The sequence below is a fragment of the Mesorhizobium sp. WSM4832 genome, from assembly GCF_055811115.1.
Window position 1 is genome coordinate 144,555 of sequence record NZ_JBVVQH010000002.1, and the last position, 24,676, is coordinate 169,230.

Here is a 24,676-nt window from a genome sequence, read left to right on the forward strand (position 1 = left end):
ATCATGCAGGACAGCCTTTACGTCGCCCTTTCCTCGCAGATCGCGCTCGAGCGCCGTCTCGACACCATCGCCGACAATGTCGCCAATGCCTCGACCATCGGCTTTCGCGCCACTGGCGTGAAGTTCGAGGACATCGTCTCCGGCACGGGGCCCAAGTCGGTTTCCTTCGCCTCGTCCGGCAACACCTATCTCTCCGGCGCGCATGGCGCGCTGACCGAAACCGGCAACCCGTTCGACTTCGCCGTCCAGGGCGACGCCTGGTTCGCCATCGAGACACCCGCCGGCACAGTGATGACGCGCGACGGCCGGTTCTCCATGAACGAGAACGGCGAACTGATGTCGATCGAAGGCTATCCGGTGCTGGACGGCGGCGGCGCGCCGATCCAGCTCGATCCGCGCAACGGCCCGCCCAAGGCAGGCGCGGACGGCTCGCTGAGGCAGAACGACCTGCTGGTCGGGACTATCGGCCTCTACAATTTCGACCCCGGCGAGAATTTCGTCCGCTACGGCAATTCGGGCGTCGTTCCGGCGCGAACGCCAGAACCTGTCACCGATCGCTCGGACGTCGGCATAGCGCAAGGATTTCTGGAAGAATCGAACGTCAACCCGGTGCTGGAAATGACCCGGCTGATCCAGGTGCAGCGCGCTTTCGAGAACACGGCGGCGCTGATGCGGCAGACCGATTCCTCCACCGACGACGCGATCAAGACGCTCGGCTCGAAGTGACGCCATGACGACCGGCTCGTCCCTGTTGCGCGCTTCTGACGACCCGGCGGATACCGGACGGACCGACAGGCTGGCCTCGCTCGAACGCGTCTGGCGGCGGTTCGACGATCCGCAGGCGCTGCTTTCGCACGGCGGCCGCGTCGCCGAGATATCGCCGACGCATTACAAGGTCCGCGGCCTGTCCAAAATTGCCAGGCTGGGCGACATCGTCGAGCAGCGCGGCAAGGCCGGCGCACGGCGCGGCGAGATCGTCAAGATCGGCAGCGACGAGGTGGTGGTCGCGCCCTTCGAACGCAGCGCCGATGCCGGCATTGGCGACGCCGTCTTTCGCCGCGGGCCGCTCGCGATCGCGCCGCATGTCTCCTGGCGCGGACGCGCCATCGATGCCTTGACCCGCGCCATTGACGGCGGCCCGCCATTGGTCAGGCCGGACGCTGCAAATGCAGCGCATGGCGCGACGCCTGGCGCCCTGTCGCGCCAGCGCGTCGGCACCGGCTTCCTCACCGGCGTCAGGGTGATAGACATCTTCACCCCGCTCTGTTTCGGCCAGCGGCTCGGCATCTTCGCCGGTTCCGGCGTCGGCAAGTCGACGCTGCTTGCCATGCTCGCCGGCGCCGAGGCCTTCGATACGGTGGTCGTGGCGCTGATCGGCGAGCGCGGCCGCGAGGTGCGCGAGTTCCTCGAGGATACGATCGGCGCCGAGAGCATGGCCAAGACCGTCGCCGTCGTCGCCACCAGCGACGAAAGCGCCATGATGCGCAGGCGCGCGCCCGATACCGCCATGTGCGTGGCCGAGCATTTCCGCGACCAGGGCCATCGCGTGCTGCTGGTGCTGGATTCCATCACCCGCTTTGCCCATGCGCTGCGTGAGGTTGCCACCGGAACCGGCGAGCCGCCGGTTGCGCGCGGCTATCCGGCCTCGGTCTTCACCGACCTGCCGAAGCTGCTCGAACGGGCCGGGCCGGGTGCCGAGGGAAAGGGGTCGATCACCGCCATCATCTCCGTGCTGGTAGACGGCGACGACCACAACGACCCCGTTGCCGACTCGGTGCGCGGCATCCTCGACGGCCATGTCGTGCTTGACCGCGCGATCGCCGAGCAGGGTCGCTACCCGCCGGTCAACCCGCTGTCGTCGATCTCGCGCCTTGCCGACAAGGCCTGGAGCGCGGAGCAGCGCATGCTGATGACAAAGCTGAAATCGATGATCGCGCGCTTCGAGGATACGCGCGACATCCGTCTGCTGGGCGCTTACCAAACCGGCGCCGATACCGAGCTCGACATCGCGGTGCGACAGGTGCCGCTGATTTACGAGGCGCTGACGCAATCGCCGAGGGACCGCGCATCCGCCGATCCGTTCGCCGACCTCGCCCGCCATCTCAAGGGGAAGCTGAATGGCGATCAAGGAGACTGAGCTCCAATACACCGAGCGCATGTTGCGCGACAGGCTTGCCGAGGCCGAAGCAGCGGAGAGGGCCCAGGCCGACGAAGCAAGAATTGCCAGGAATAGGGCCGCGCGAGCCAGGACGGAGAAGGCGACATCTCTTCTGAGCAGAGCCAACAGGCCGCATCCGCCGATGGCATCCACCGCCAAGACCGCGGACGTGGCAGAGGCCAGCCGTGATTCGTTGCTCAACGGGCTTTTTCCTCGCGCCGAGTGGCCGGAGCCGCCGAAAGCCCAGTTCCCGCGCCTGGTCGACAGAAGCGCCGACCGCCGCAGCGATCTTGTCATCGCCGCGCTCGGCATCACGCTCGGCCTGATCTGCGCGTTGTTTCCCTGGTACATCTTCTTCAACCAGGAGCAGTTCGGCGTCCAGTCCATCAAGTTCGGCGGCAGCGGCCACAATTCCGGACGCCAGGGCGGCGGCATTGTGGCCGAACGCAGCGGACCGCTGGCGGCCAAGGACGTTCCCAATCCCGATATCGACTTGTTTGCCACCGGAACGGTGCAGGACGACCCCGCGCCGGCTCCCGGCGACCAGCCCTTCCCGGCTGCCGCTTCCGAATTCAAGATGGTGCATGTCGCCAACGGTCGCGCGATGATCGAGGACGATACCGGTCTGTGGCTGGTTCAGCGCGGCTCCGTCCTGCCGGATTCCAGCCGCGTTGCCTCGATCGAGCAGCGCGGCGGCAAGTGGGTGATCGTCACCAGCACCGACAAGGTGATCAAGCTCTCCAGGTGAGACCCGGCCGCATGGCCGTCCCGCGCAAGGTCCGCGCAAGACTGACCGCCTAGTCTTGTGCGTACTTGCCCGGGAGATTCCCATGGAACCCGTAAATCTTTTTGATCTCGCCACGCGGCAGTCGCAATGGCTGGCCGTGCGCCAGTCGGCGATTGCCTCCAACATCGCCAACGCCAACACGCCTGGCTACACGGCCAATGATGTCGAGCCGTTCGAAAAGGTCCTTGACCGGACCGCGGTGACGCTTGCCGCCACGCAGGCCGGCCACCTTGGCGCTGAAGCGGCCAATGCCGGCTTCAACGTCAAGCCGCAGGACGCTAACGGCGCGATCATGCCGTCGAAGAACACCGTCGTTCTCGAGCAGGAGCTGATGAAGGCAGGCGAGGTCCGCCGCTCCTTCGAACTCAACACGGCGATCGTCAAGGCTTTCCATTCGATGATGACGATGGTGGTGAAGAGCTGACCATGGACGCCCTTACTGCAGCCCTCAAAGTCGCGGCATCCGGCCTTGGCGCCCAGTCGGAGCGCCTGCGCGTGGTTTCGGAAAACCTCGCCAACGCCCAGTCGACCGGCAACACGCCCGGCGCCGACCCCTATCGTCGCAAGACGATCACCTTCCAGTCCGAGGTCGACCGCGCATCCGGCGGCTCGCTGGTGGAAGTCAGCTCGATCGCCCGTGATCCCTCGGATTTCCCGATCGAATTCCAGCCCGGCAACGAAGCCGCCGACGCCAAGGGGTACGTCAAGATGCCCAACGTCAACACGTTGGTTGAAATGGCCGACATGAGCGAGGCGAACCGCTCCTATGAAGCCAACCTGCAGGTGATCAAGCAGGCTCGCGATCTGATTTCCATGACCATCGACCTGATGAGGAACCAGTAAATGATCGGCGGTATCGGGGCACTACAGTTCAAACCGGCAATCGACGGCGCAGACACAGCCGCGCCCGGCCTGCTTCAAGGCGGCGTCGGCACACAAGCCGGCGAAAGCATCGGCAGCACCTTCGCCGAAGTCCTCGGCCAGGCCGCGACGAAGACCGTCAACACGCTGCAGGGCGCCGAACAGATGTCGATACAGGCCCTGAAGGGCGATGCCGATACGCGCCAGGTCGTCGATGCGGTGCTGAGCGCTCAGCAGGCGCTGCAGACCACCATCGCGATCCGCGACAAGGTCGTCTCGGCCTACCTCGAAATCAGCCGCATGAGTATTTAGCATCATGAAAGCACTCGCCATCGCCGCCACCGGCATGAACGCCCAGCAGACCAACCTGGAAGTCATCGCCAACAACATCGCCAACATCAACACCACCGGCTACAAGCGAGCGCGGGCCGAATTCTCCGACCTGCTCTACCAGGTCGACCGCACTCAAGGCGTGCCCAACCGTTCCAACACCTCGCTGGTGCCGGAGGGCGTCTCGATCGGTCTCGGCGTCAAGACGACGGCGGTGCGCAACGTCCATACCCAGGGCGAGCTGACCAGCACCGGCAACAGCTTCGACCTGGCGCTGACCGGCAGGGGCTGGTTCCAGATCGAGGGTGCCGACGGCGGCACGCTCTACAGCCGCGCCGGCGCCTTCAACACCAACGCCACCGGGCAGTTGGTGACCGTCGACGGCGCCAACGTCATTCCGGCCATCACCGTGCCGACCGACGCGGTCGAGGTGATCGTCAACAAGACCGGCCAGGTCTTTGCCCGCATCGACGGCCAGACCGATCTCCAGCTGCTCGGCCAGCTTCAGATCGTCAACTTCGCCAACGAGGCGGGCCTGGCGCCGCTCGGCGACAACCTCTTCCAGGAAACGGCTGCCTCGGGCTCGGCCAATGTCGGCGTTCCCGGCGATCCCGGCTTCGCCACGATCCAGCAGGGTTATCTGGAGTCCTCCAACGTCGATCCGGTGAAGGAAATCACCGAGCTGATCTCGGCGCAGCGCGCCTATGAAATGAACTCCAAGGTCATCCAGGCCGCCGACGACATGGCCTCGGTTGTCTCCAAGAACATCAGGTAACGGACGATGGCCAGGCCGATCTCCTCCGCGCTCCGCCGTGCCGCGCTGGCCACCGTCCTGGTGGCCGCCGGCACGCCGGCTTTCGCGCAGGAAACGACTGGCCAGTCGGCAAACCAGATCGCCGCCGGCCAAACCGTCGGCGAGGCCGTGCTGATCCCCAACCGGGTCATCTATCCCGGCGAGACCATCGAATCCGCCTCGCTCAAGCAGGTGACGCTTATCCCCGGCAAGCACAAGCCGGACGGCATGGCGACGCGAGCCGAGGAACTCCAGGGCAAGGTTGCCAAGCGCACGCTTCTGCCCGGCCGCTATATCCCGGTCGCCGCCATCCGTGACGCCTGGCTGGTCGAACAGGGCGCTTCCGTGCAGGTCTATTTCACCGCTGGCGCGCTGACCATTTCGGCGGCCGGCGTCACGCTGCAGCCCGGTGCCGCCGGCGACCAGATCAAGATCCGCAACATCGACAGCGGCAAGATCATTTCCGGCACCGTAATGACCGACGGCACCGTCAAGGTCGGCGCTTCGTGACGCGCGTCCTTGTCCTTCTGCTCGCCGCGGCCATCGGTGTCCAGCCGGCTTTGGCGGATGGGCTGACGCCCAAGGCCAAGCGCGAGCTCGCGCAGAAAAGTGGCGGCGTCTACGACGATCCGGAATACGATCCGGCCACGACCCAACGCATGTTCCGGGTCTCGACCGGGCCGAGCACGCTGCCGCCCGGCCAGGTCGCCGCGCGCATCAAGGACATCGCCCAGTTGCAGAGCGCGCGCGACAATCAGCTCGTCGGCTACGGCCTGGTCATCGGCCTTGCCGGAAGCGGCGACAGCCTGCGCAACTCGCCGTTCACCGAACAGTCGATCCGCGCAATGCTGGAGAATCTCGGGATCGCCACCGAAGGCGGCAGAGCGCGTGCCAAGAACGTGGCCGCCGTCATCGTCACCGCCAACATGCCGCCTTTCGTCCAGTCGGGCAGCCGCATCGACATCGACGTCTCCTCGATGGGCGACGCCACCTCGCTTGCCGGCGGCACGCTGGTGATGACGCCGCTGAAGGCCGCCGATGGCGAGATCTATGCCGTCGGCCAAGGCTCGGTGATCGTGGGCGGCTTCGTCGCGCAGGGCCAGGCCGAGCAGTTGACGCAAGGGGTGCCGACCGCCGGCCGCGTGCCGAACGGCGCCATCGTCGAGCGCGCGGTGCCGGCCGAGTTCGACGACCAGGGCGTGCTGACGCTGCAGTTGCGCAATCCCGATTTCTCCACCGCCATCCGCATCGCCGACGCCATCAACGACTACACCTCGCAGCGCTTCGGCATGCGGGTCGCCGCCGAGCGCGATGCCCGCACCGTGCAGATCAGGCGGCCGAAGAATGTCTCCGCCGCGCGCTTCTATGCCGAGATCGAAAACCTCGTCGTCGAGTCGGACGCCCCAGCCCGCGTCGTCATCGACGAGCGCACCGGCACCATCGTCATCGGCAGCAATGTCAGGATCTCGCGCGTCGCGATCAGCCATGGCACGCTCACCGTGCGCATCACCGAAGCGCCGAAGGTGGTCCAGCCAGAACCCTTCTCCAAGGGCGAGACCGCGATCGAGCCTTTCACCGCCATCGAGGCAACCCGGCCCGACGCGCGCGTTGCCGTGCTCGACGGCCCCGACCTCGAGACGCTCGTCTCCGGTCTCAATCGCCTCGGCGTGAAGCCCGACGGCATCATCGCCATCCTGCAAGGCATCAAATCGGCCGGCGCCTTGCAGGCCGACCTGGTTCTCCAATAGGCACGCCGATGATCAAGTTCCTCTCCTCGAAGACGCACCGCCCTCTCGCAATAATCGCCGCCGCGGCAGTGGCCGCGCTTCTTGGCAGCGCCTCTGTCGGTGCGGAGGAAGTTCGGCAGGTTCTGCCCGGCGGACCGGCGCCGGCCCAGCCGGCTCAGCTCACGCGCGAGCAGGAGCCGGTGCAGCCAGCAGCACTTGCGGGTGGGAAGGCACCCGACGAAAGCGAGATCCAGCGCTTCTGTTCCAACATTGCGGACGCCGCTCGCGACCGCCGCTACGCTCTGCAGGCCGAGGAATTGAAGCAGCTGCAGGCCGGCATCGACGAGCGCATGAAGGCGCTGGAGGCAAAGCGGGCCGAGTACGAGGAATGGCTGAAGCGCCGCGAAGTGTTCCTGGCGCGCGCCGAGGAAGGCGTCGTCAAGATCTATGCCGGCATGAAGCCCGACGCGGCCGCCGAGCGGCTGGCGATGGTCAATGCCGAACTCGCGGCGGCGATCCTGATGAAGCTCGATTCGCGCAAGGCCGGCGTCATCCTGAACGAAATGGACCAGAAGGCGGCGGCGACGCTCACCGGCATCATGGCCAGCGCGGCGCGAAGGGTTGATCCGTCATGAAGTTGAAATTGCTTGTCCTGGTCTCTGTCGCGGCGCTGTCCGGCTGCGGCACCAATTTCAAGGAGATCGGCAGGGAGCCGGCCTTGTCGCCGGTCGGTTCCGGTATCGGCGACGGTGCCTCCGGGCCTTACAGCTATCCCGAGCCGCCCGCCGCGCGGCCGAAGAAATTCTCGCTGTGGGACGATCGCCAGAGCCGGCTCTTCACCGATCCCCGCGCGCTGCGCGCCGGCGACATCCTGACCGTCAACATCAGGCTCAACGACAAGGCCAATTTCAAGAACCAGAACGATCGCAGCCGCACCGCCGCGCGCAAGCTCGGCTACGACGTCAATCTCGGCTGGGAGGCGGCGAGCACCAGCGGCAAGGGCGACGCCGGCCTGAGCTCCAGCACGGAGACCAATGCCGACGGCGAGATCAAGCGCTCGGAAAACCTGGAACTCAATGTCGCCGCGGTCGTCACCGATGTGCTGCCCAACGGCAATCTGATGATCAGGGGCTCGCAGGAGGTCCGCGTCAACTACGAGCTCCGGGTGCTGACCATCGCCGGCATGGTGCGTCCGTCCGACATCGGCGCGGAGAACACCATTCCCTATGAGCGCATCGCCGAGGCGCGCATCTCCTATGGCGGCCGTGGCCGCGTGAGCGAGGTCCAGCAGCCGGCCTATGGCCAGCAGGTCCTCGACCAGGTTCTTCCTTTCTAGGGCCGGGAGAGCGCGGCCGTGGCGAATGTCGAGCAAGTCCAGCCCAGGAAAGGACCTTCCGTGGTGATCCAGCTCGCCATGCTGCTGGTCATGACGGGTGCGGCCGTCGGCATGGGCTGGGTGTCCGGCGGCTATCTCAAGCAGGGCGAAACGCCGGCGCCGGTGCCCGCGGCTCCTGAAAACGCCGGCACGGCGGAGAAGCCCGCCGAAACCGGCAAGCCGGCCGCAGGGCCGGCGCTGGTTCCGCTGGCGCCGATCACCACCAATCTCGCCTCGCCGTCGGAGGTCTGGATCCGGCTGGAGGCTTCGCTGCTCTATGATGGCCCGCAGCCGCCGGAAATGACCGAGCAGATCCACCAGGATCTGCTCGCTTTCGTGCGCACGCTCAAGCTGCATCAGATCGAGGGCGCCAGCGGCTACCAGCATCTCAAGGCCGATCTCGACGAGCGCGCGGCGCTGCGCAGCGGCGGCCACGTCAAACAGGTTCTCATCAGGACGATGCTGCTCGAATGAGAAAATTCCTCATAGCCACGGCGCTCGTCGTCGTCACCACATCCGTCGCCGCGGCCCAGCAGCTCGATCTTGGCGGCATCGGCAAGGCCGACGGAACGACCATTGGCTACCTGATCCAGATGTTCGGCCTGCTGACCGTGCTTTCGGTGGCGCCGGGCCTGCTCATCATGGTGACGAGCTTCACCCGTTTCGTCATCGCCTTCTCGATCCTGCGCGCCGGCATCGGCCTGCAGTCGACGCCGGCAAACCTGATCCTGATCTCGCTGTCGCTGTTCATGACATTCTATGTCATGGCGCCGACCTTCGACCAGGCCTGGAACACCGGCATGAAGCCGCTGATGGACAATCAGATCACGCAGGCCGAGGCATTCGACAAGATCTCCGGCCCGTTCCGCGACTTCATGCTGCGCAATGTGCGCGACAAGGATTTCGACCTTTTCGCCGACCTCGCCCGCGAGCGCGGCCAGGTGGTTGCCAAAGACACCGTCGACCTGCGCATCCTGGTGCCCGCCTTCATGATCTCGGAGATCAGGCGCGGCTTCGAGATCGGCTTCCTCATCGTTCTGCCGTTCCTCGTCATCGACCTCATCGTCGCCACCGTCACAATGGCCATGGGCATGATGATGCTGCCGCCGACGGTGGTGTCGCTGCCGTTCAAGATCCTGTTTTTCGTGCTGATCGACGGCTGGAACCTTCTGGTCGGCAGCCTGGTGCGATCCTTCACTTAGAGCGTTTCCCCGGCGAAATAGCCGAGCCTAACCGTTTGACACTTTTCCTGGAATTGCTCTGACGCCGCACGGCCCAGCGCCGGGATACTGGCTCGAACTTTAGGCAATATATTTTCGATTAACCCTGCGATTTAGCTGTTTGGTAGGGACTGGCCCGCATATTGCTCGCAGATGGCGGGTGATCGGGTTTCAGAGATCATTGGCATGATGCCGCACCGTCATACCGGACATGCCGGTATGTCAAAAAAATCCGTGTAAAAACAAGGTACGAGTACCATGGCCAGTATCATGACCAACGCCTCGGCGTTGACCGCTCTGCAGAGCTTGAGCGCCACCCAGAAGAACCTCGACACCACCCAGTCCCGCATCTCGACGGGTTACCGCGTCTCGCAGGCTTCGGACAACGCCGCCTATTGGTCGATCGCCACCACGATGCGTTCCGACAACCAGGCGATGTCCACCGTTTCGGACTCGCTCGGCCTCGGCGCTTCGAAGGTCGACACCGCCTACACCGGCATGAGCAGCGCAATCACCACCATCAACCAGATCCAGCAGAAGCTGACCGCATCTTACGGCCAGACGGATGCTTCCAAGGAAAAGACCCAGGTCGAAATCGCCGCTCTTCAGAATCAGTTGAAGGCCTATGCCGATGGCGCCACCTTCTCCGGCACCAACATGCTGTCGGTGACCAACGCCACCGGAGCGTCCGCCGACGTCAAGATCGTTTCGGCCTTCAACCGCAGCGCCACCGGTTCGGTTTCGATCTCGACGATCGACGTCAACGTTGAAAGCATCAAGCTGTATGATGGTGGTGCGACCCCGACCACGAAGGGTATCCTCGACGCCAACCGCGTCGGCGCGACCGGCGCCATCGTCGGCACGGCGCAGAACCCGACCCTGGGTGCGGCTGCGGCGGCCGGCGACACTTACTCGGTCGCCTCCATGAAGATCTTCTCCGGTACCACCGCTGCCAGCGACACCCAGATCGCGGAGATGATGAAGGTCGTCGACGCCGCGCTCAAGGACATGACCACCGCCGCCACCAAGCTCGGCGCCGCCAAGAGCTCCATCGACCTGCAGAAGACCTTCACCTCGAGCCTGATGGACTCCATCGATCGCGGCGTCGGCCAGCTTGTCGATGCCGACATGAACAAGGAATCGACCCGCCTCCAGGCGCTGCAGGTTCAGCAGCAGCTCGGCGTCCAGGCGTTGTCGATCGCCAACGGCTCGTCGCAGTCGATCCTGTCGCTCTTCCGCGGCTGATCGCTCTCAAACGGCTACATCGGACAATCGGGCCGCGCCAAAAGCGCGGCCCGATTTGCGTTTGCACAAGGCTCGCGCAACCCTCGTTCCCTAACTTCTCGAAGCCAACTTTTAACAGGCCATTAACCATATCGGGCTAGGTATGGTTAACCAATGACTTAGGTTTCGAATCGGCCCGACCGGCAGATCGCAACCGATGGCAAGCCAAACCCGGCCTGTGTGGCATGCGGCTTTTGAGAAGGAGCGAGTTTCTTGGCGAGCATCATGACGAACGCTGCGGCGTTGACTGCACTTCAAAGCCTCAACGCCACCAACAAATCGCTCGAGCAGACGCAGGCGAGGATCTCGACCGGCTACAGGGTCTCCGAAGCTGCCGACAACGCCGCCTACTGGTCGATCGCCACCACGATGCGCTCCGACAACCAGGCGCTGTCGACCGTGCAGGACGCGCTCGGCCTCGGCGCCTCGAAAGTCGATACGGCCTATACCGGCATGAACAATGTCCTTTCGACGATTGGCCAGCTCAAGACCAAGCTGCTGTCGGCCGTCGGCCAGTCGGATGCCAACAAGGCAAAGACGCAGACCGAGATCACCTCGCTTCAGGCGCAGATGAAGTCGTTCGCGGATGCCGCCACCTTCTCCGGCTCGAACTTCCTTTCGGTCACGTCCACGCAGGTCTCGGCTGCCAATGACGGCGTCCAGGCCGACGCCAAGATCGTTTCCTCGTTCAACCGTTCTTCGACCGGCGCCATCTCGCTCGGCACGATCGACATCAATATCGAGAGCACAAAGCTGTTCGATTCCGGCCTCTCCACGGCCGTCAAGAACCAGGGCATCCTCGACCGCCAGACTTCGATATATTCCACGGCCGCGGACCAGTCGGCATATGACGCCGCCTATGCCACCGCGATCGCCGGTGGCGCAACCGACATCGCCGCTAACACCACCGCCCAGGGCGCCGTGACGGGCACGCCCGTCAAGATCGACAACGTCTCCGCCTTCAATCTCGATATCACGGCATCGGGTGTGACCGACGACATCATCACGCAGATGGTCACTAAGATCGACAACGTCATGGGTCAGCTCACCGACTCCGCCACTATCCTCGGCGCCGCCAAGAGCTCGATCGACCTGCAGAAGACCTTCACGCAGAGCCTGATGGACTCCATCGACCGCGGCGTCGGCCAACTCGTCGATGCCGACATGAACAAGGAATCGACCCGCCTCCAGGCGCTGCAGGTTCAGCAGCAGCTCGGCATCCAGTCCCTGTCGATCGCCAACAGCTCCTCGCAGTCGATCCTGCAGCTGTTCAAGAACGGCTAAGCCGACCGACCGCCTCGACCAACGAAAAAGGCCGCGTCTGAAGCGCGGCCTTTTTCGTTGCTCAGGAAGAAGTCGCCGGTTCGGCACTTCGCCCGCACTCGGCAACACGCCTATCATCCTCGCACAAGCTTCGCGGTCTAGTCTTCCGGCGGACAGTCATGCTGGGAGCGGTTGAATCGTGCCTGAACAGATCCAGAGCATCATCGCGAATTTCAAGAGCTTCGGCGTCAGGCGTCTGGCGCTCATGGGCGGCATCGCGGCCCTGGTCATGGCTGTCATCGGCATCGCCTCGGTCTACCTCAACCGTCCGGCCTATGAGACGCTTTATGTCGGCCTCGAGCGTTCCGACGTGAACCAGATCGGCCTGGTGCTGGCCGATGCCGGCATCGGCTTCGATGTCGGCTCCGACGGAACCTCCGTGCTGGTACCCGCCGGCACCACGGCGCAGGCGCGCATGTTGCTTGCCGAGAAAGGCCTGCCGACCAGCGCCAATGCCGGCTACGAGCTGTTCGACAATGTCGGCTCGCTCGGCCTCACCTCGTTCATGCAGCAGATCACGCGCGTGCGCGCGCTGGAAGGCGAGATCGCGCGCACCATCCAGTCGATTTCCGGCGTCAAGGCGGCGCGCGTCCATATCGTCATGTCCGAGCGCGCCAATTTCCGCCGCGACGAGCAGCAGCCCTCCGCCTCGGTGGTCATCCGCTATGCCGGCAGCGACGCCGAGAAGAGCGCCATGTCGATCCGCCATCTCGTCGCCGCGGCCGTTCCCGGCCTCTCGGCCGACAAGGTCACCGTGCTCGATTCCAACGGCAACCTGCTGGCCGCCGGCGACGATCCTTCCAACACGAGCGCCGCGCGCACGCTCGGCGTCGAGCAGACGGTCGAGGCGCAGATCGGCGACAACATCCGCCGCGCGCTCACACCTTATCTCGGTCCCGACAATTTCCGCGCCAGCGTCAAGGCCGACGTCAACACCGACACCCGCCAGACCGAGGAAACGATCTTCGATCCGAACTCGCGCGTCGAGCGTTCGGTGCAATCGGTGAAGACCAACGAGGCCAGCAACCAGAAGCAGGCCTCGAGCCCGACCAGCGTCGAGCAGAACCTGCCCGAGACCCAGACCACCACCACCGAAGGACCGCAATCCACCTCGCAGAACGACCGCAAGGAAGAGATCACCAACTACGAGATCAACTCGAAGAAGATCGCCACCGTCTCCAATGGCTACACGGTCAACAAGATGTCGATCGCGGTCGTCGTCAACCAGGATCGGCTGAAGACCATCCTCGGCAAGGACGCCACGCCGGAGCAGATCGCCAAGCGCGTCACCGATATCCAGAAGATGGTGGCCTCGGCGACCGGCTTCGACGACAAGCGCGGCGACGTCATCGACGTATCGGCGGTCGAGTTCATCAACGGCCTCGACGGCGAGCCGATCGATCAGCCGGGCATCCTCGCCTCGATTGGCACCTATACCGGCACGCTGATCAATGCCGGCGCCTTCATCGTCGTCGTTTTCCTGGTTGCCTTCTTCGGCCTGAAGCCGATGGCCGCCGCGCTGACGGCATCGGCGAAGCCCGCGGCCATCGCCGGCCCAAGCTTCGATGACGTGCAGCGCTCGCTGCCGACACCCGATTCGCCGGTCGCCGCAATCACCGCCGAAGCCCCGTCCGGCGCGCGCGCCGGCGCAAACCCGCTCGATGATCTGCGCCAGAAAATCCGGCCGGCGCCGCAGGAGCGGCTTGCGCGCATGGTCGACCTCAATGAGGAGCGCACCGCGCAGATTCTGCGCAAATGGGCAGCGGTCCCGGAAGCCGTGGGTTAGGCCATGGCCACGGCAGCCCTGTTCGATCTCCTGCCCGACTTTGGTTCGCGGACCTCGGCAGCCGGCCCGGCGCCGGTCGCACGCGACGCCGAACACAGGCCGGCCGCGCCGGCGCCTCAGGCCGATATCGGCGCGCTGATCGCCGAGGCGGTGGCCGACGCGGAGGCAGCGCTCGAGGCGCGCCTTGCGCTCGCCCACCAGGCGGCGCTCGACGCCGAGCGCCAGGCCAATGACGATGCGGCGAAAGCTTTCCTTGAAAGTTTCGGCGGCGATCTCGGCACCGCTGTCGCCACGCGGATCGACGCAATGGAGCGGCGCGTCGCCGAGCTTGCCGGCGCGACCGTCGCCCGCATCGTCGGCGGCCTTCTCAGCGACGACCTGCACGAACGTTCGCTCGCGGCGCTGTCGCGCGCCATCAGTGCCGCGGTCGCCGACGGCGAGGCGGTGCGCATCGGCGTTCGGGGACCGCTCTCGCTGTTCGAGCCGCTGCAGGCGGCGCTCGGATCCCGCGTCGCCAATCTCGACTTCACCGAGGCACCCGGCTTCGACCTGACCGTCACCATTAACGAAACGGTATTCGAGACGCGTATCGCCGAGTGGTCGGCGTCCTTGTCCGAGGTCCTGTCATGAGCGCCATCGACCATGCCGAGCCCAGGCACGAGATCATCATCGTCAAGCGCAGTCACGACGGTCATGACGACGCTCACCATGGCGGCGTGTGGAAGATCGCCTTCGCCGACTTCATGACGGCGATGATGTGCTTCTTCCTCGTCATGTGGCTGATCAACGCCGCCAACGAGCAGACCAAGGCAGCCGTCGCCAGCTATTTCAATCCGGTCGAGCTGATCGATCGCAATTCCAGCCGCAAGGGCCTGGAAGATCTCGGCGACGGTCCGAGCAAGGTCGGGCTGACCGCGGACAACCCCCAGGAGGGCGCGACCAAGGCGGGCGATGACGGCAAGGGCGGCGCCGGCTCCTCCGAACGCCGGCAGACCAAGCAAGGGGCGCAAGACGCCCAGCTCTCCGATGAAAAGCTGTTTGCCGATCCTTATGCGGTGCTGGCGGAGGTCGCCGCCGATACCGGCGTCTTGCAGAACGTCAGCGCCAAGGGCGAAGGCGGCGCACAGGCGGCCGGCCCGGCGACCGGTGCTTCCGGTGGCGAATCCTACCGCGATCCGTTCGCGCCGGATTTCTGGTCGCAGCAGGTGGCAACGCCCGTCGCCGAAGCCACCGCTGAACGCGCCAAGGTCGATGGCGATCCGCTCAAGCCCGGCGAGAAGGTCGCCACGGTCGCGGTGCCTAAGGTGAAAGCGGCCCCGGCTGCTCCCCCACTGACGGCCGCGCCGCTCGAGCCGCTGGCTACCCCGGAAAAGGCCGATGCCAAGGGCGGGCAAAAAGCCGTGCAGACCGAGGCCGGGAAGCCGTCAAGCGAAAGAAAAAAGAGCGAGAAAACACAAGGCGAGAAAGCCGCAGCCGACAAGCGCGAGGCCCAAGCCGCCGACGCCAAGGCCGAAGCGGCAAAGGCGGAAAAAACCGAAGCCGAACAGACCGCCGACAAGGGCGACAAGGCTCCGAGCAAGGACACCCTCCAGGAAGCGGCCGATATCAAGAAGGAGCTCGCCAAGGCATTCGCGCCAGGCGAAAAGCTCGCCGACGGCGTCTCGGTCGAGGCCACCGACAAGGGTGTCGTCATTTCGATCACCGACCAGCTCGATTTCGGCATGTTCGAGATCGGCTCGGCGATGCCGCGCCGCGAGCTGGTGCTGGCGATGGAAAAGATCGGCCACATCATCAACGAGAAGAAAGGCACCATCACCATCAGCGGCCATACCGATGCGCGGCCGTTCCGCAGCGACACTTACGACAACTGGCGGCTGTCCACCGCGCGCGCTCATTCGGCCTATTACATGCTGGTGCGCGGCGGCGTCGACGAAAGCCGCATCACCGAGGTCGCAGGCTTCGCCGACCGGCAGCCCAAGATCGCCTCCGACCCGATGGCGGCCGCGAACCGCCGTATCGAAATCCTGATGGCGGCCGGCGGATGAGGGGCGGAACCGTCATCGGCCGCGCGATAGAGCATTTCACCGTTTCATCGAAACGGCGAACCGCTCTATCTCCTTGTTTTGACGCAATTCCGAACGGAAAACCGTGTCGCACTTTTCCTGGAATTGCTCTGGCGCTGCTATTGATTGCCGCGGGATCGCCATCCGTGGCCTCCGCACAGGACGCCCTGCAACCCTATCAGCTGGTGCGTTCGCTGCAGCTGATCCAGGATCGCATTGCCGGCGGTGACCATGCCGCGCTGCCGATGCAGGCAAAACTCCTCGAAATGATCGACGCCCGGATGCGCGATGCGAATGCCGAGGATTTCAAGGAGCCGAAGAATTTCCGCGCCCTGCTCGTTTATGGCATGAGCGGCGGCAATCCGGTGACGGTTGCGGCGGCGGCTGCGCGCGCCATAGCAGACCCGCATAGCCTCGCCATCGCCAAGGGCGTCGTCGCCTATCTCAACGGGCGGCCGGCGGAGGCGATCGACATGCTGAAACCGATCGATCCGATGAGCGTACCGGCCGACATCGGCGCCTTCCTGGCGCTGGTCAAGGGCTCGCTGCTTGCAACCGATGATCCGGCCCAGGCGCTCGCTCTGCTGGACGAGGCGCGCCTGCTCAGCCCTGGCACGCTGGTCGAGGAGGCAGCGCTTCGCCGCTCCGTGGGCATCGCGGCCACGCAAGGCGACGCCGCCCGTTTCGCGCTGGCTTCGACCCAGTATGTCGCGTCCTATCTCTATTCGCCCTACGCCAGCCAGTTCGCCGATGCTTTCGTTTCCGGCGTCATGACGCTGCACATGGCGATCAGCCAGGATAAGATCGCCGACATCACCTCGATGATGGATCCCGAGCGCGAAAAGGTGATCTACCTGCGCATCGCGCGCCGTGCCGCGATCGACGGGATGACGGAGCTCTCGGCCTTCGCCTCGGAGAAAGCGGAACTGGGCCGCAACGGCAACGGCAACCAGGACGACCCACGCACCCAGCTCTATTCGAGCCTTTCCACCATGACGTCGGCCAGTGTCGACGACGTGCGCGCCAAGCTCGGAAAAATCGATCGCGGCAAGCTTTCGCAAAGCGACCGCGACCTGCTTGATGCCGCACAGGCTGTCGCGGGCGAAGTGGTGGCGCCGGTGAAAGCGGCCGCCAAGGCAGAAGCTGCACCAGCCGTTGCAAAAAGAGACGAGGCAAACCCGGCACCCGACGCCTCGTCCGGCAATCAAGCCGATGCGGACTTGCCCCTGGTGGAAGGGGCGATGCCGGACCAGCCGGCGGCCGCGGCGGTTGATCAAGCCAAGGACATGCCGTCGGCGGCTTCGCCGCCCCTTGCCCCACAACCAGCGCAACCAATCGCCGCAACGACGCCGGCACCACCGGCGCAGGCTGGCGTCGCACCGGTGGTGCCGGTGTCCGCGCCTGCGACAGCCCCAGATGCGCACGACCCTATCGATGCGACGCTGTCCAGCACGCGCCGTCAGCTCGACCAGATCGACCAACTACTTGGAGCAGCCCCAAAATGACCAGCGTCAACCAGACCCTGCCGGGCTTTGCTTCGACCCAGTCCCAGCCCCGGCAGCACGCTGCCGGCGACCAGGATGGGGACCAGAATTTCGGGGAGATGGTGTACCGGACAGAGAAGCCCGATCGGCCGCAGGACAGGCACACGAGCGGACCGGTCATGCCGGACGCTCATCCGGCAAAGCGCTCGCTAGCCGACAACGCCAAGGAGGGGCCGGACCCGCAAGGGAAGACCGGCTCGCAGAAAGCAGCGTCTGGAAAGTCCGCGAAGACCAACGGCCAGGCCGAGCAGGCGCAGTCGGCGGCGAGCAAGGATGCCACGGCGCAGGCCGGCAATTCCGCGCCGCTGCAGGACCGCTTGCCTTTGCTGATGGCGCTGAGCGACATGAAGCATTTCGCGCAATCGTCGGGCACGGGCGGCAAGGCTTCCGCTGACGGTGAAGAGGGCACTGGCGAGCGCGGCTCGCTGGAGCTGCGGCTGCGCGCGGGCAAGCGTGCGGCAGTCGACAATTCCGCTGAGCCGCAGTCGCGATCCGCCGGCTCGACGGCAGCGGAAGAGTCCGGGCCGGATTTCGGGCAGAGGCCGGTGAAGGCGGCAGTGGCCCTCGACATGCCGGGCCGTCGCGACGCCAACGCGTTGCCGAAGCAAGGGGACGAGCCACAGCCCGATAGCACATTGCCTCCCCCGGGTTGGCGGCCGACCTCCGCTGCCAAGGCCTCGCAACAGTCTCAATCCGCGCAGCAGGCATCGGCCAAGCCATCTTCCTCGGCCGGGCGCATGGACGTCGTCAGCCAGCAGAGCTTTCCGGCGCCGGCGCAAAACCCGATGATCGGCCAGACGACATCGGCGCTGGTTGAAGCGGTTGCCTCCGACAAGGGCGTTCAGCAGGCCTTTGCGAGCGCCTCGACGGGCTTGCAGACGACCAATTCTGTTGCCGTTCCGACACATGTGCTGAAGATCGAGCTCCACCCTTCGGAACTCGGATCGGTCATTGCCAGCCTGCGGCTCTCCGGGGAGCAACTGTCGATCGAGATGAAGCCCGAGACACACGAGGCATATCGTCGTCTGACCGCCGACAGCGACGCCATCATCAAGTCCATGCGCGGCCTCGGCTTCGACGTCGACAAGGTTACCATCCTGCAACCTTCGATAGCAGCGCCCGCAGCCAGCCGCACCGACGCGAACAGCGCCATGCCGATGTCGACAGGTCGCGACCAGCCTTCGTTCCAACCCGGGAACTCGGGCGGCAACAGCGCGGGGGGCGGTCGGCAACCAGGAAGGAACGAGGGCAATGGCGCACAGGATTTCGGGCGTGCCGCTTCGCCTTTTGGCGAGCGCGCTGGCGACGATATGTTTATATAGTTTCGCTGCCGGCACGGCCAACGCCGCCGCCAATCCCTGCGAGCCGGAAATCCTGCGTGCCGCCGATCGCTACGGCGTGCCGGCGGGCATTCTCTATGCGGTCGGCCTGACCGAGACCGGTAAGAAGGGCAGCCTTCAGCCTAATGCCTTGAATATAGAGGGAAAAGCAGTCTTTCCGCGCAGCCGGACTGAGGCGCTCGCCACGTTCGGGAATGCCCGCCGCGAGGGCAAGACATTGATCGACCTCGGCTGCATGCAGATCAACCACCACTATCATGGCGATCATTTCCGCAGCGTCGACGACATGCTCGACCCGCATCAGAACGTCGACTATGCGGCACGCTTCCTGGCGAGCCTGCACGCCCGGCATATGACCTGGTCGATGGCTGTCGCCCGCTACCATGCCGGTCCCGACAACGACCCTGCGCAAAAGGTCTATGTCTGCCGCGTCATCGCCAACATGGTCGCCACCGGCTTCGGCAAATGGACGCCGAATGCCAGCGTTTTCTGCAACCAATAGTTGCTCAATCCTGAATGCCGATCGGCCTTCGCCGGCCTATCCGCCGACGCCAATATTCGCCTGCCAACTGCCGGCGCGAATACAACTGCACAACCCCTTTTATTACGGCTCCCAAAAAAACTCCCAAGAAAATAGCTACAAGAAATGACGGTTGTTCAGGATTCGTCGAGCCGGCTACCCCTTTACGCACGGGGCAAATGCATTGATTCGGAGGGCGGGCCGATGATCGTGATCGTTGACGAGCGGGAGCTCGTGACAGAGGGTTACTCTTCACTTTTCGATCGCGAGGGCGTGGCCACGGCTGGCTTCGCGCCAGGCGAATTCGGCGAGTGGGTGAGTTCCGCCGCCGACACCGATCTCAGGTCCGTCAGGGCCTTTCTCATCGGCGACTGCCGCGATGGCGCGATATCGCCGCGCCAGATCCGCGACCGCACCGGCGCGCCGGTGATTGCGCTCAGCGAACATCACTCGCTCGAAAATACGCTGAGGCTGTTCGAAAGCGGCGTCGACGACGTCGTCCGCAAGCCTGTCCATATCCGCGAGATCCTCGCCCGTATCACCGCCATCCGCCGCCGCGGTTCCGAAGAGGCCGCCTACACCGAAGTCGGCTCGATGCGCATCTTCATGGATGGCCGCGATCCGGAGATCGACGGTGAGCCGCTGCCGCTGCCGCGGCGCGAGCGGCGCATCCTGGAATATCTGGCCGGCAACCGCGGCCGGCGCGTGACCAAGACGCAGGTCTTCAACGCCATCTATGGCATCTTCGATGACGAGGTCGAGGAGAACGTGGTGGAGAGCCACATCTCGAAACTGCGCAAGAAGCTGCGTGAGAAGCTCGGCCGCGACCCGATCGATTCCAAGAGGTTTCTCGGCTACCGGCTGGTGTTTTGATGGCCGCCCAGGGCTCATCCCGCCAGCCTCGCGCAAGACACGAGGCATAGCTTTATGGCCTCCTACCCAGGCACTGCGGAGATGTATCGATGAGCCTCTATGGAATGATGCGGACCGGCGTTTCCGGCATGAACGCCCAGGCCAACCGCTTGTCCACCACGGCCGACAACATCGCCAATTCGGATACCACCGGCTACAAGCGCTCTTCGGCCGAGTTTTCGACGCTGATCATGCCGGGCACTGGTGGCGCCTACAATTCCGGCGGCGTGACGACGACGATCCGCTCCGCGATCAGTTCGCAAGGCGTCATGCAATACACGACCTCGGTCTCCGACCTCGCCGTCAATGGCGACGGTTTCTTCGTCGTGCAGGATGCCGGCGGTACGCCCTATCTGACGCGCGCCGGCTCGTTCGTTCCGGATGCCCAGGGCAGGCTGGTCAACGCCGCCGGCTACCAGCTGATGGCCTATAGCTACGCCAATGGCGAGCCGGCCGCGACCGCCAACGGCTTCGAGGGCCTGGTGCCGGTGCAGATCTCCGACCAGCAAATGACGGCGACGCCGAGCACCGCGGGCAATTTCTCGGGCAACCTGCCGGCGGGTGCGACGCCGCCTTCTGGCCCGCTGCCCTCCGCCAACGATCCGGCCTCGCAGTACACGTCGAAAACCTCGTTGGTTGCCTATGACAATCTCGGCAACAAGAAGCTGCTCGACGTCTATTTCACCAACACCGGCGCCGGCGCATGGCAGGTCTCGGTCTTCGACCAGTCGAAGGCTACCGCAGGCACCTCCTTCCCCTATACCGGCGGCGCCTTGGCAACACAGAACCTCACCTTCGACACCACCACTGGCAAGCTTACCGGCACGAACAGCATCACGTTCACAGTCCCGGGCGGCTTGCCCCTCAAACTCGATCTCTCCAAGCTGACGCAGCTTGGCACCGGCTTCACCGTTGCCGATGCCAAGGTCAACGGCAACGCGCCGAGCGCGATCCAGAAGGTCCAGATCAGCCAGGACGGCGTCATTTACGCGCAATTCGAGGACGGCTCCACCAAGCCACTCTACAAGATCCCGCTGGCCGACGTTCAGAGCCCGGACAACCTGACCGCCATGCCGGGCAACGTCTATGTGCAGAGCACGGACTCCGGCGCCGTCCATATCGGTTTTGCCAACGAGGGCAAGCTCGGCTCCGTCGTGTCGGGAGCGCTTGAGAACTCCAACGTCGATATCGCCGAGGAACTGACCAACATGATTGCGGCGCAGCGCAGCTACACCGCCAATTCCAAGGTCTTCCAGACCGGTTCGGACCTGATGGACGTCCTCGTCAACTTGAAGAGATAAACGACGGGCGCCCGCCCGTGAAAGATCAGCATGTCGCTTTCATCCGCACTAAGCATTGCCCAGTCGGCGCTCCTGGCCACGTCCAAGCAAACCAGCGTCGTATCGCGCAATGTGGCCGATGCGTCGAACCCGGACTATACCCGCCGCATCGCTGTCGTGACCAGCACGGCGCCCGGCGCCCGGATGGTGGAAATCCAGCGCGCCGCGAATGATCTCCTGTTCCGCCAGAACCTTTCGGCGCTGTCGGCATGGAGCGGCCAGAGCGCGCTTTACAACGGCATGGATCAGCTCGATCTGTCGGTCAACGGGGTCGACAACGCGTCGTCCCCCTCGACCGCAATCGCCAATTTGCAGCAATCCCTGCAGCTTTACGCCACTACGCCATCGAACCAGAACCTCGGCACCAGCGTCGTCGACGCCGCCAAGCAGGTGGTGAATTCGCTGAACAGCGGCACCAAGGCGATCCAGGATTTCCGCACCCAGGCGGACAGCCAGATTGCCACCGCCGTCAACGACCTCAACTCGCTGCTCAGCCAGTTCCAGGACGCCAACAAGGCCGTCATCTCAGGCACCCGTTCGGGCACGGACGTGTCGGATGCGCTCGACCAGCGCGACGCGCTCCTGAAGAAGATATCGGAATATGTACCGGTTTCGACTTTCACGCGCGGCGACAACGACATGGTCATCACCACCAAGGATGGCTCGACGCTGTTCGAGACCATACCGCGCTCGGTGACCTTCACGCCGTCGGCCGGTTACACGGCCGGCACGCCCGGCAACACGGTCTACATCGACAACGTGCCGGTTTCGGCGGGCATCGCCGACAGCGCCACCGCCGACGGCAAGCTTGCGGGCCTGCTGAAGCTGCGCGACGGCGTCGCCTCGACCATGCAGAGCCAGCTCGACGAAATCGCGCGTGGCCTTGTAACGGCATTTGCCGAAACCTCGTCGTCGCAGCCCAACGCGACCGGCCTGTTCACCTGGTCCGGCGCGCCGGCAATTCCGGCCGCCGGCACCCTGGTCGACGGCCTCGCCGGCTCGATCAGCGTCAATGCCGCCTTCGATCCGAGCTCTGGCGGCAATCCGGCTCTATTGCGCGACGGCGGCGCCAACGGCGTTGCCTATGTCGCCAACACCGGCGGCGACGCATCATATTCGGACCTGCTGATCGGCTACGGCGACAAGCTGGATCAACCGATGGCTTTCGATAGCTCGGCTGGCATCACCGTCAGTGCCGGTATCTCCGACTATGCGGCCAATGCCATTGGCTGGTTCGAAGGCGTGCGCCAGCAGGCCTCGACCAATGCCGACAGCAAGCAGGCGCTGGCCGCACGCACGGCCGAGGCGCTGTCCAACGACACCGGGGTCAATGTCGACCAGGAGATGTCGCTGCTTCTCGACCTCGAGCACACCTATCAGGCCTCCGCGCATATGATGAAGACCGTGAGCGATATGCTGGACGCGCTGATGAGCGCGGTAGGATAATTCATGAAAGCGACAGCCGTCTCCTCAGCTGCCATCTCCAACGCGCTGCGTTACCAGCAAGCAAAGATGCAGGCCGACCTCGTCAAGGCGACGAAGGAATCACAGACCGGCGCGGTCGCCGATATCGGCCTGGCGCTTGGCAGCCGCACGACCCAAGCCGTCACCTTCCAGCGCGATCTCGACCGGCTGAACGGCATCGTCGATTCCAACGCGCTCGTCACCGCGCGCCTGACATCGACCCAGGATTCGCTGGGCCAGATCGCCGATACCGCGCAGAGTTTCCTGTCGGCGCTGACCAGCGGCGTGTCGGGGGACTCCTCGACCAATATCCTGCAGACCGCCGGCGCCTCGGCGCTGCAGCAGATGACGGGTATCCTGAACACCAGCGTCAACGGCGAATATTTGTTTGCCGGCACCAACACCGACGTCAAGCCGATCGACGATTTCAACGCCGCCGGCTCGCCGGCCAAGGCTGCATTCGATGCCGCCTTTTCGAGCTATTTCGGCTTTACCCAGACCGCTCCGGGCGCGGCCAACATCACCGCCGCGCAGATGGACGACTTCATCACCACGAAGGTCGAGCCGCAATTCCTGGGTTCCGGCTGGCAGACCAACTGGTCGAGCGCCACCGACAATCAGATCACCAGCCGCATTTCGCTCAACGAAACCACACAGACCTCGGTCAGCGCCAACCAGCAGGGCATCCGCAAGCTCGCAATGGCGGCCGCCATGGTCAGCAGCCTGATGACCGGCAGCATCAGCGAGGCCGCGCAGAACGCGGTCGTCACCCGCGCCCAGACGCTTGTCGGCGAAGCCATCGGCGGCATCACCCAGGTGCGGGCCGAAACGGGCCTCGCCCAGCAGCGCGTCTCCGATGCCAGCGACCGCATGAAGACCCAGGTCGACCTTTTCGAGAAGCATATCATCGATCTCGAAGGCGTCGATCCGACGGAAGCGGCCACTCGCGTCGCCGACCTAACGCAGCATATCGAGACGTCCTTCGCCTTGACCGCGCGTCTGCAGCAGCTCAGCCTGCTGAACTATCTGACCTGAACACAGAAACCGGAACGCCAGAGCGCCGACCATGTATCAATTCTCCTACGCCGACATCCAGACCGACTCCGTCGCCGATGCCAAGGACCGGGAGCGGCAGCTGCTCACCCGCTCGATCGACATGCTGGCCGCGGCAGCCGCCATTGGTACCGATTCGATGGAAGCGGTCGAGGCGCTGCATTTCACCAACCGCGTCTGGACCACCTTCGTCGAGGATCTCGGCTCCAGCGACAACGCCCTGCCCAAGGAGCTGCGCGCCAACCTGATCTCCATCGGCCTGTGGCTGCTGCGCGAGACGGAAGACATCCGCCAGGGTCGCACCAACAATTTCGAAGGATTGATCGAGGTCTCCCAGATCATCCGAGACGGTATCCAATGACCAACACGCTGAAGATATCGCTGAAGCCGAACGAGAAGATCTATATCAACGGTGCGGTCGTCCGCGTCGACCGCAAGGTCACCATCGAGCTGATGAACGACGTGCAGTTCCTGCTCGAAAGCCACGTCATCCAGGCCGACCAGGCATCGACGCCGCTCAGGCAGCTTTATTTCATCGTGCAGATCATGCTGATCAACCCGGCGGGCGCCGCGGAAGCGCGCGACATGTTCCGCCGCTCGCTGCCGATGCTGATTGCAAGCTTCGACAACCAGGACATCTGCAAAGGCCTGAAGCAGATCGACCGCATGGTCGGCGAGGATGATATCTATGAGGCGCTGAAAGCGATCCGCGCGCTCTATCCGCTCGAGCGCAAGGCGCTCGAAGACAATGACGACATTCCCGAAGCGCCGCGCGCATTGGCTGTAGGAGCATAAG

The 24,676-nt window shown here is 64.5% G+C and carries 27 protein-coding genes; all 27 read left to right on the plus strand.

Features of this window, described 5'->3' with window-relative positions:
• Nucleotides 1-3: 3 nt before the first annotated feature.
• On the plus strand, nt 4-726 hold the full coding sequence (flgF, locus tag AC0L2L_RS03735) for a flagellar basal-body rod protein FlgF (RefSeq protein WP_473576280.1): 723 nt from the start codon (nt 4-6) through the stop codon (nt 724-726).
• A gap of 4 nt (nt 727-730) precedes the next feature.
• Nucleotides 731-2,137 carry a flagellar protein export ATPase FliI gene (gene fliI, locus AC0L2L_RS03740; RefSeq protein WP_473576281.1) on the plus strand — a complete coding sequence of 469 codons (1,407 nt, stop codon included), beginning with the start codon at nt 731-733 and terminating at the stop codon, nt 2,135-2,137.
• Nucleotides 2,118-2,906 (plus strand): hypothetical protein, encoded by a 789-nt coding sequence (locus AC0L2L_RS03745; protein WP_473576282.1) that lies wholly within the window; start codon nt 2,118-2,120, stop codon nt 2,904-2,906. The genes fliI and AC0L2L_RS03745 overlap by 20 nt, the downstream gene beginning before the upstream one ends.
• Nucleotides 2,907-2,988: 82 nt before the next feature.
• Entirely contained in the window at nt 2,989-3,369 is a 381-nt protein-coding gene (flgB, locus tag AC0L2L_RS03750; protein WP_473576283.1) for a flagellar basal body rod protein FlgB, read from the plus strand.
• A 2-nt stretch (nt 3,370-3,371) separates the two neighbouring features.
• The gene (gene flgC / locus AC0L2L_RS03755) at nt 3,372-3,788 is read left to right on the plus strand and encodes a flagellar basal body rod protein FlgC (protein ID WP_473576284.1); all 417 of its coding nucleotides are present in this window, start codon (nt 3,372-3,374) and stop codon (nt 3,786-3,788) included.
• The gene (gene fliE, locus AC0L2L_RS03760) at nt 3,789-4,118 is read left to right on the plus strand and encodes a flagellar hook-basal body complex protein FliE (RefSeq protein ID WP_473576285.1); all 330 of its coding nucleotides are present in this window, start codon (nt 3,789-3,791) and stop codon (nt 4,116-4,118) included. It abuts the gene before it with no gap.
• 4 nt (nt 4,119-4,122) lie between these two features.
• A complete protein-coding gene (gene flgG / locus AC0L2L_RS03765; RefSeq protein ID WP_473576287.1) occupies nt 4,123-4,911 on the plus strand; it encodes a flagellar basal-body rod protein FlgG in 789 nt (262 codons plus the stop codon).
• 6 nt (nt 4,912-4,917) lie between these two features.
• Nucleotides 4,918-5,439 carry a flagellar basal body P-ring formation chaperone FlgA gene (gene flgA / locus AC0L2L_RS03770; protein WP_473576288.1) on the plus strand — a complete coding sequence of 174 codons (522 nt, stop codon included), beginning with the start codon at nt 4,918-4,920 and terminating at the stop codon, nt 5,437-5,439.
• A gap of 149 nt (nt 5,440-5,588) precedes the next feature.
• On the plus strand, nt 5,589-6,677 hold the full coding sequence (locus AC0L2L_RS03775) for a flagellar basal body P-ring protein FlgI (protein WP_473576637.1): 1,089 nt from the start codon (nt 5,589-5,591) through the stop codon (nt 6,675-6,677).
• 8 nt (nt 6,678-6,685) lie between these two features.
• A complete protein-coding gene (locus AC0L2L_RS03780) occupies nt 6,686-7,291 on the plus strand; it encodes a MotE family protein (protein ID WP_473576289.1) in 606 nt (201 codons plus the stop codon).
• The gene (gene flgH / locus AC0L2L_RS03785; protein ID WP_473576290.1) at nt 7,288-7,992 is read left to right on the plus strand and encodes a flagellar basal body L-ring protein FlgH; all 705 of its coding nucleotides are present in this window, start codon (nt 7,288-7,290) and stop codon (nt 7,990-7,992) included. Before AC0L2L_RS03780 ends, flgH begins: the two co-directional genes overlap by 4 nt.
• 18 nt (nt 7,993-8,010) lie before the next feature.
• Nucleotides 8,011-8,505: a flagellar basal body-associated FliL family protein gene (locus tag AC0L2L_RS03790; protein ID WP_473576291.1), complete on the plus strand. Its 495-nt coding sequence runs from the start codon at nt 8,011-8,013 to the stop codon at nt 8,503-8,505.
• A complete protein-coding gene (gene fliP, locus AC0L2L_RS03795; protein WP_473576292.1) occupies nt 8,502-9,233 on the plus strand; it encodes a flagellar type III secretion system pore protein FliP in 732 nt (243 codons plus the stop codon). The genes AC0L2L_RS03790 and fliP overlap by 4 nt, the downstream gene beginning before the upstream one ends.
• A 276-nt stretch (nt 9,234-9,509) precedes the next feature.
• The gene (locus AC0L2L_RS03800) at nt 9,510-10,496 is read left to right on the plus strand and encodes a flagellin N-terminal helical domain-containing protein (RefSeq protein ID WP_473576293.1); all 987 of its coding nucleotides are present in this window, start codon (nt 9,510-9,512) and stop codon (nt 10,494-10,496) included.
• 252 nt (nt 10,497-10,748) lie between these two features.
• Nucleotides 10,749-11,819 (plus strand): flagellin N-terminal helical domain-containing protein, encoded by a 1,071-nt coding sequence (locus tag AC0L2L_RS03805; RefSeq protein WP_473576295.1) that lies wholly within the window; start codon nt 10,749-10,751, stop codon nt 11,817-11,819.
• 178 nt (nt 11,820-11,997) lie between these two features.
• Nucleotides 11,998-13,644 carry a flagellar basal-body MS-ring/collar protein FliF gene (gene fliF, locus AC0L2L_RS03810; protein WP_473576296.1) on the plus strand — a complete coding sequence of 549 codons (1,647 nt, stop codon included), beginning with the start codon at nt 11,998-12,000 and terminating at the stop codon, nt 13,642-13,644.
• Nucleotides 13,645-13,647: 3 nt separating this feature from the next.
• On the plus strand, nt 13,648-14,274 hold the full coding sequence (locus AC0L2L_RS03815) for a hypothetical protein (protein ID WP_473576298.1): 627 nt from the start codon (nt 13,648-13,650) through the stop codon (nt 14,272-14,274).
• A complete protein-coding gene (locus AC0L2L_RS03820) occupies nt 14,271-15,689 on the plus strand; it encodes a MotB family protein (protein ID WP_473576299.1) in 1,419 nt (472 codons plus the stop codon). The genes AC0L2L_RS03815 and AC0L2L_RS03820 overlap by 4 nt, the downstream gene beginning before the upstream one ends.
• A 164-nt stretch (nt 15,690-15,853) precedes the next feature.
• Entirely contained in the window at nt 15,854-17,212 is a 1,359-nt protein-coding gene (locus tag AC0L2L_RS03825; RefSeq protein WP_473576300.1) for a chemotaxis protein MotC, read from the plus strand.
• On the plus strand, nt 17,209-18,573 hold the full coding sequence (gene fliK / locus AC0L2L_RS03830) for a flagellar hook-length control protein FliK (RefSeq protein WP_473576302.1): 1,365 nt from the start codon (nt 17,209-17,211) through the stop codon (nt 18,571-18,573). The genes AC0L2L_RS03825 and fliK overlap by 4 nt, the downstream gene beginning before the upstream one ends.
• Entirely contained in the window at nt 18,503-19,093 is a 591-nt protein-coding gene (locus AC0L2L_RS03835; protein ID WP_473576303.1) for a lytic transglycosylase domain-containing protein, read from the plus strand. Before fliK ends, AC0L2L_RS03835 begins: the two co-directional genes overlap by 71 nt.
• A 222-nt stretch (nt 19,094-19,315) precedes the next feature.
• On the plus strand, nt 19,316-19,984 hold the full coding sequence (locus tag AC0L2L_RS03840) for a response regulator transcription factor (RefSeq protein WP_473576304.1): 669 nt from the start codon (nt 19,316-19,318) through the stop codon (nt 19,982-19,984).
• Nucleotides 19,985-20,073: 89 nt separating this feature from the next.
• Entirely contained in the window at nt 20,074-21,324 is a 1,251-nt protein-coding gene (locus tag AC0L2L_RS03845) for a flagellar hook protein FlgE (protein ID WP_473576306.1), read from the plus strand.
• Nucleotides 21,325-21,354: 30 nt separating this feature from the next.
• Complete coding sequence (gene flgK / locus AC0L2L_RS03850; RefSeq protein WP_473576308.1) at nt 21,355-22,809, plus strand: flagellar hook-associated protein FlgK; 1,455 nt, start codon at nt 21,355-21,357, stop codon at nt 22,807-22,809.
• Nucleotides 22,810-22,812: 3 nt separating this feature from the next.
• Nucleotides 22,813-23,862 (plus strand): flagellar hook-associated family protein, encoded by a 1,050-nt coding sequence (locus tag AC0L2L_RS03855; protein WP_473576310.1) that lies wholly within the window; start codon nt 22,813-22,815, stop codon nt 23,860-23,862.
• 31 nt (nt 23,863-23,893) lie between these two features.
• Complete coding sequence (gene flaF, locus AC0L2L_RS03860) at nt 23,894-24,241, plus strand: flagellar biosynthesis regulator FlaF (protein WP_320236620.1); 348 nt, start codon at nt 23,894-23,896, stop codon at nt 24,239-24,241.
• Entirely contained in the window at nt 24,238-24,675 is a 438-nt protein-coding gene (gene flbT, locus AC0L2L_RS03865; RefSeq protein ID WP_473576312.1) for a flagellar biosynthesis repressor FlbT, read from the plus strand. Before flaF ends, flbT begins: the two co-directional genes overlap by 4 nt.
• The last annotated feature ends 1 nt before the right edge of the window (nt 24,676 follow it).

Excerpts from the sequence above, each read along its gene's own strand:
- AC0L2L_RS03820 (WP_473576299.1), top strand. The coding sequence starts at position 14,271 with ATGAGCGCCATCGACCATGCCGAGCCCAGGCACGAGATCATCATCGTC.
- flgK (WP_473576308.1), top strand. The coding sequence starts at position 21,355 with ATGTCGCTTTCATCCGCACTAAGCATTGCCCAGTCGGCGCTCCTGGCC.
- flgF (WP_473576280.1), top strand. The coding sequence starts at position 4 with ATGCAGGACAGCCTTTACGTCGCCCTTTCCTCGCAGATCGCGCTCGAG.
- fliP (WP_473576292.1), top strand. The coding sequence starts at position 8,502 with ATGAGAAAATTCCTCATAGCCACGGCGCTCGTCGTCGTCACCACATCC.
- flgB (WP_473576283.1), top strand. The coding sequence starts at position 2,989 with ATGGAACCCGTAAATCTTTTTGATCTCGCCACGCGGCAGTCGCAATGG.
- flgG (WP_473576287.1), top strand. The coding sequence starts at position 4,123 with ATGAAAGCACTCGCCATCGCCGCCACCGGCATGAACGCCCAGCAGACC.
- AC0L2L_RS03845 (WP_473576306.1), top strand. The coding sequence starts at position 20,074 with ATGAGCCTCTATGGAATGATGCGGACCGGCGTTTCCGGCATGAACGCC.
- AC0L2L_RS03775 (WP_473576637.1), top strand. The coding sequence starts at position 5,589 with ATGTTCCGGGTCTCGACCGGGCCGAGCACGCTGCCGCCCGGCCAGGTC.
- fliE (WP_473576285.1), top strand. The coding sequence starts at position 3,789 with ATGATCGGCGGTATCGGGGCACTACAGTTCAAACCGGCAATCGACGGC.
- flgA (WP_473576288.1), top strand. The coding sequence starts at position 4,918 with ATGGCCAGGCCGATCTCCTCCGCGCTCCGCCGTGCCGCGCTGGCCACC.
- flgH (WP_473576290.1), top strand. The coding sequence starts at position 7,288 with ATGAAGTTGAAATTGCTTGTCCTGGTCTCTGTCGCGGCGCTGTCCGGC.
- flgC (WP_473576284.1), top strand. The coding sequence starts at position 3,372 with ATGGACGCCCTTACTGCAGCCCTCAAAGTCGCGGCATCCGGCCTTGGC.
- flbT (WP_473576312.1), top strand. The coding sequence starts at position 24,238 with ATGACCAACACGCTGAAGATATCGCTGAAGCCGAACGAGAAGATCTAT.
- AC0L2L_RS03815 (WP_473576298.1), top strand. The coding sequence starts at position 13,648 with ATGGCCACGGCAGCCCTGTTCGATCTCCTGCCCGACTTTGGTTCGCGG.
- flaF (WP_320236620.1), top strand. The coding sequence starts at position 23,894 with ATGTATCAATTCTCCTACGCCGACATCCAGACCGACTCCGTCGCCGAT.
- AC0L2L_RS03835 (WP_473576303.1), top strand. The coding sequence starts at position 18,503 with ATGGCGCACAGGATTTCGGGCGTGCCGCTTCGCCTTTTGGCGAGCGCG.
- AC0L2L_RS03855 (WP_473576310.1), top strand. The coding sequence starts at position 22,813 with ATGAAAGCGACAGCCGTCTCCTCAGCTGCCATCTCCAACGCGCTGCGT.
- AC0L2L_RS03840 (WP_473576304.1), top strand. The coding sequence starts at position 19,316 with ATGATCGTGATCGTTGACGAGCGGGAGCTCGTGACAGAGGGTTACTCT.
- AC0L2L_RS03745 (WP_473576282.1), top strand. The coding sequence starts at position 2,118 with ATGGCGATCAAGGAGACTGAGCTCCAATACACCGAGCGCATGTTGCGC.
- AC0L2L_RS03780 (WP_473576289.1), top strand. The coding sequence starts at position 6,686 with ATGATCAAGTTCCTCTCCTCGAAGACGCACCGCCCTCTCGCAATAATC.
- AC0L2L_RS03800 (WP_473576293.1), top strand. The coding sequence starts at position 9,510 with ATGGCCAGTATCATGACCAACGCCTCGGCGTTGACCGCTCTGCAGAGC.
- fliK (WP_473576302.1), top strand. The coding sequence starts at position 17,209 with ATGACCAGCGTCAACCAGACCCTGCCGGGCTTTGCTTCGACCCAGTCC.
- fliI (WP_473576281.1), top strand. The coding sequence starts at position 731 with ATGACGACCGGCTCGTCCCTGTTGCGCGCTTCTGACGACCCGGCGGAT.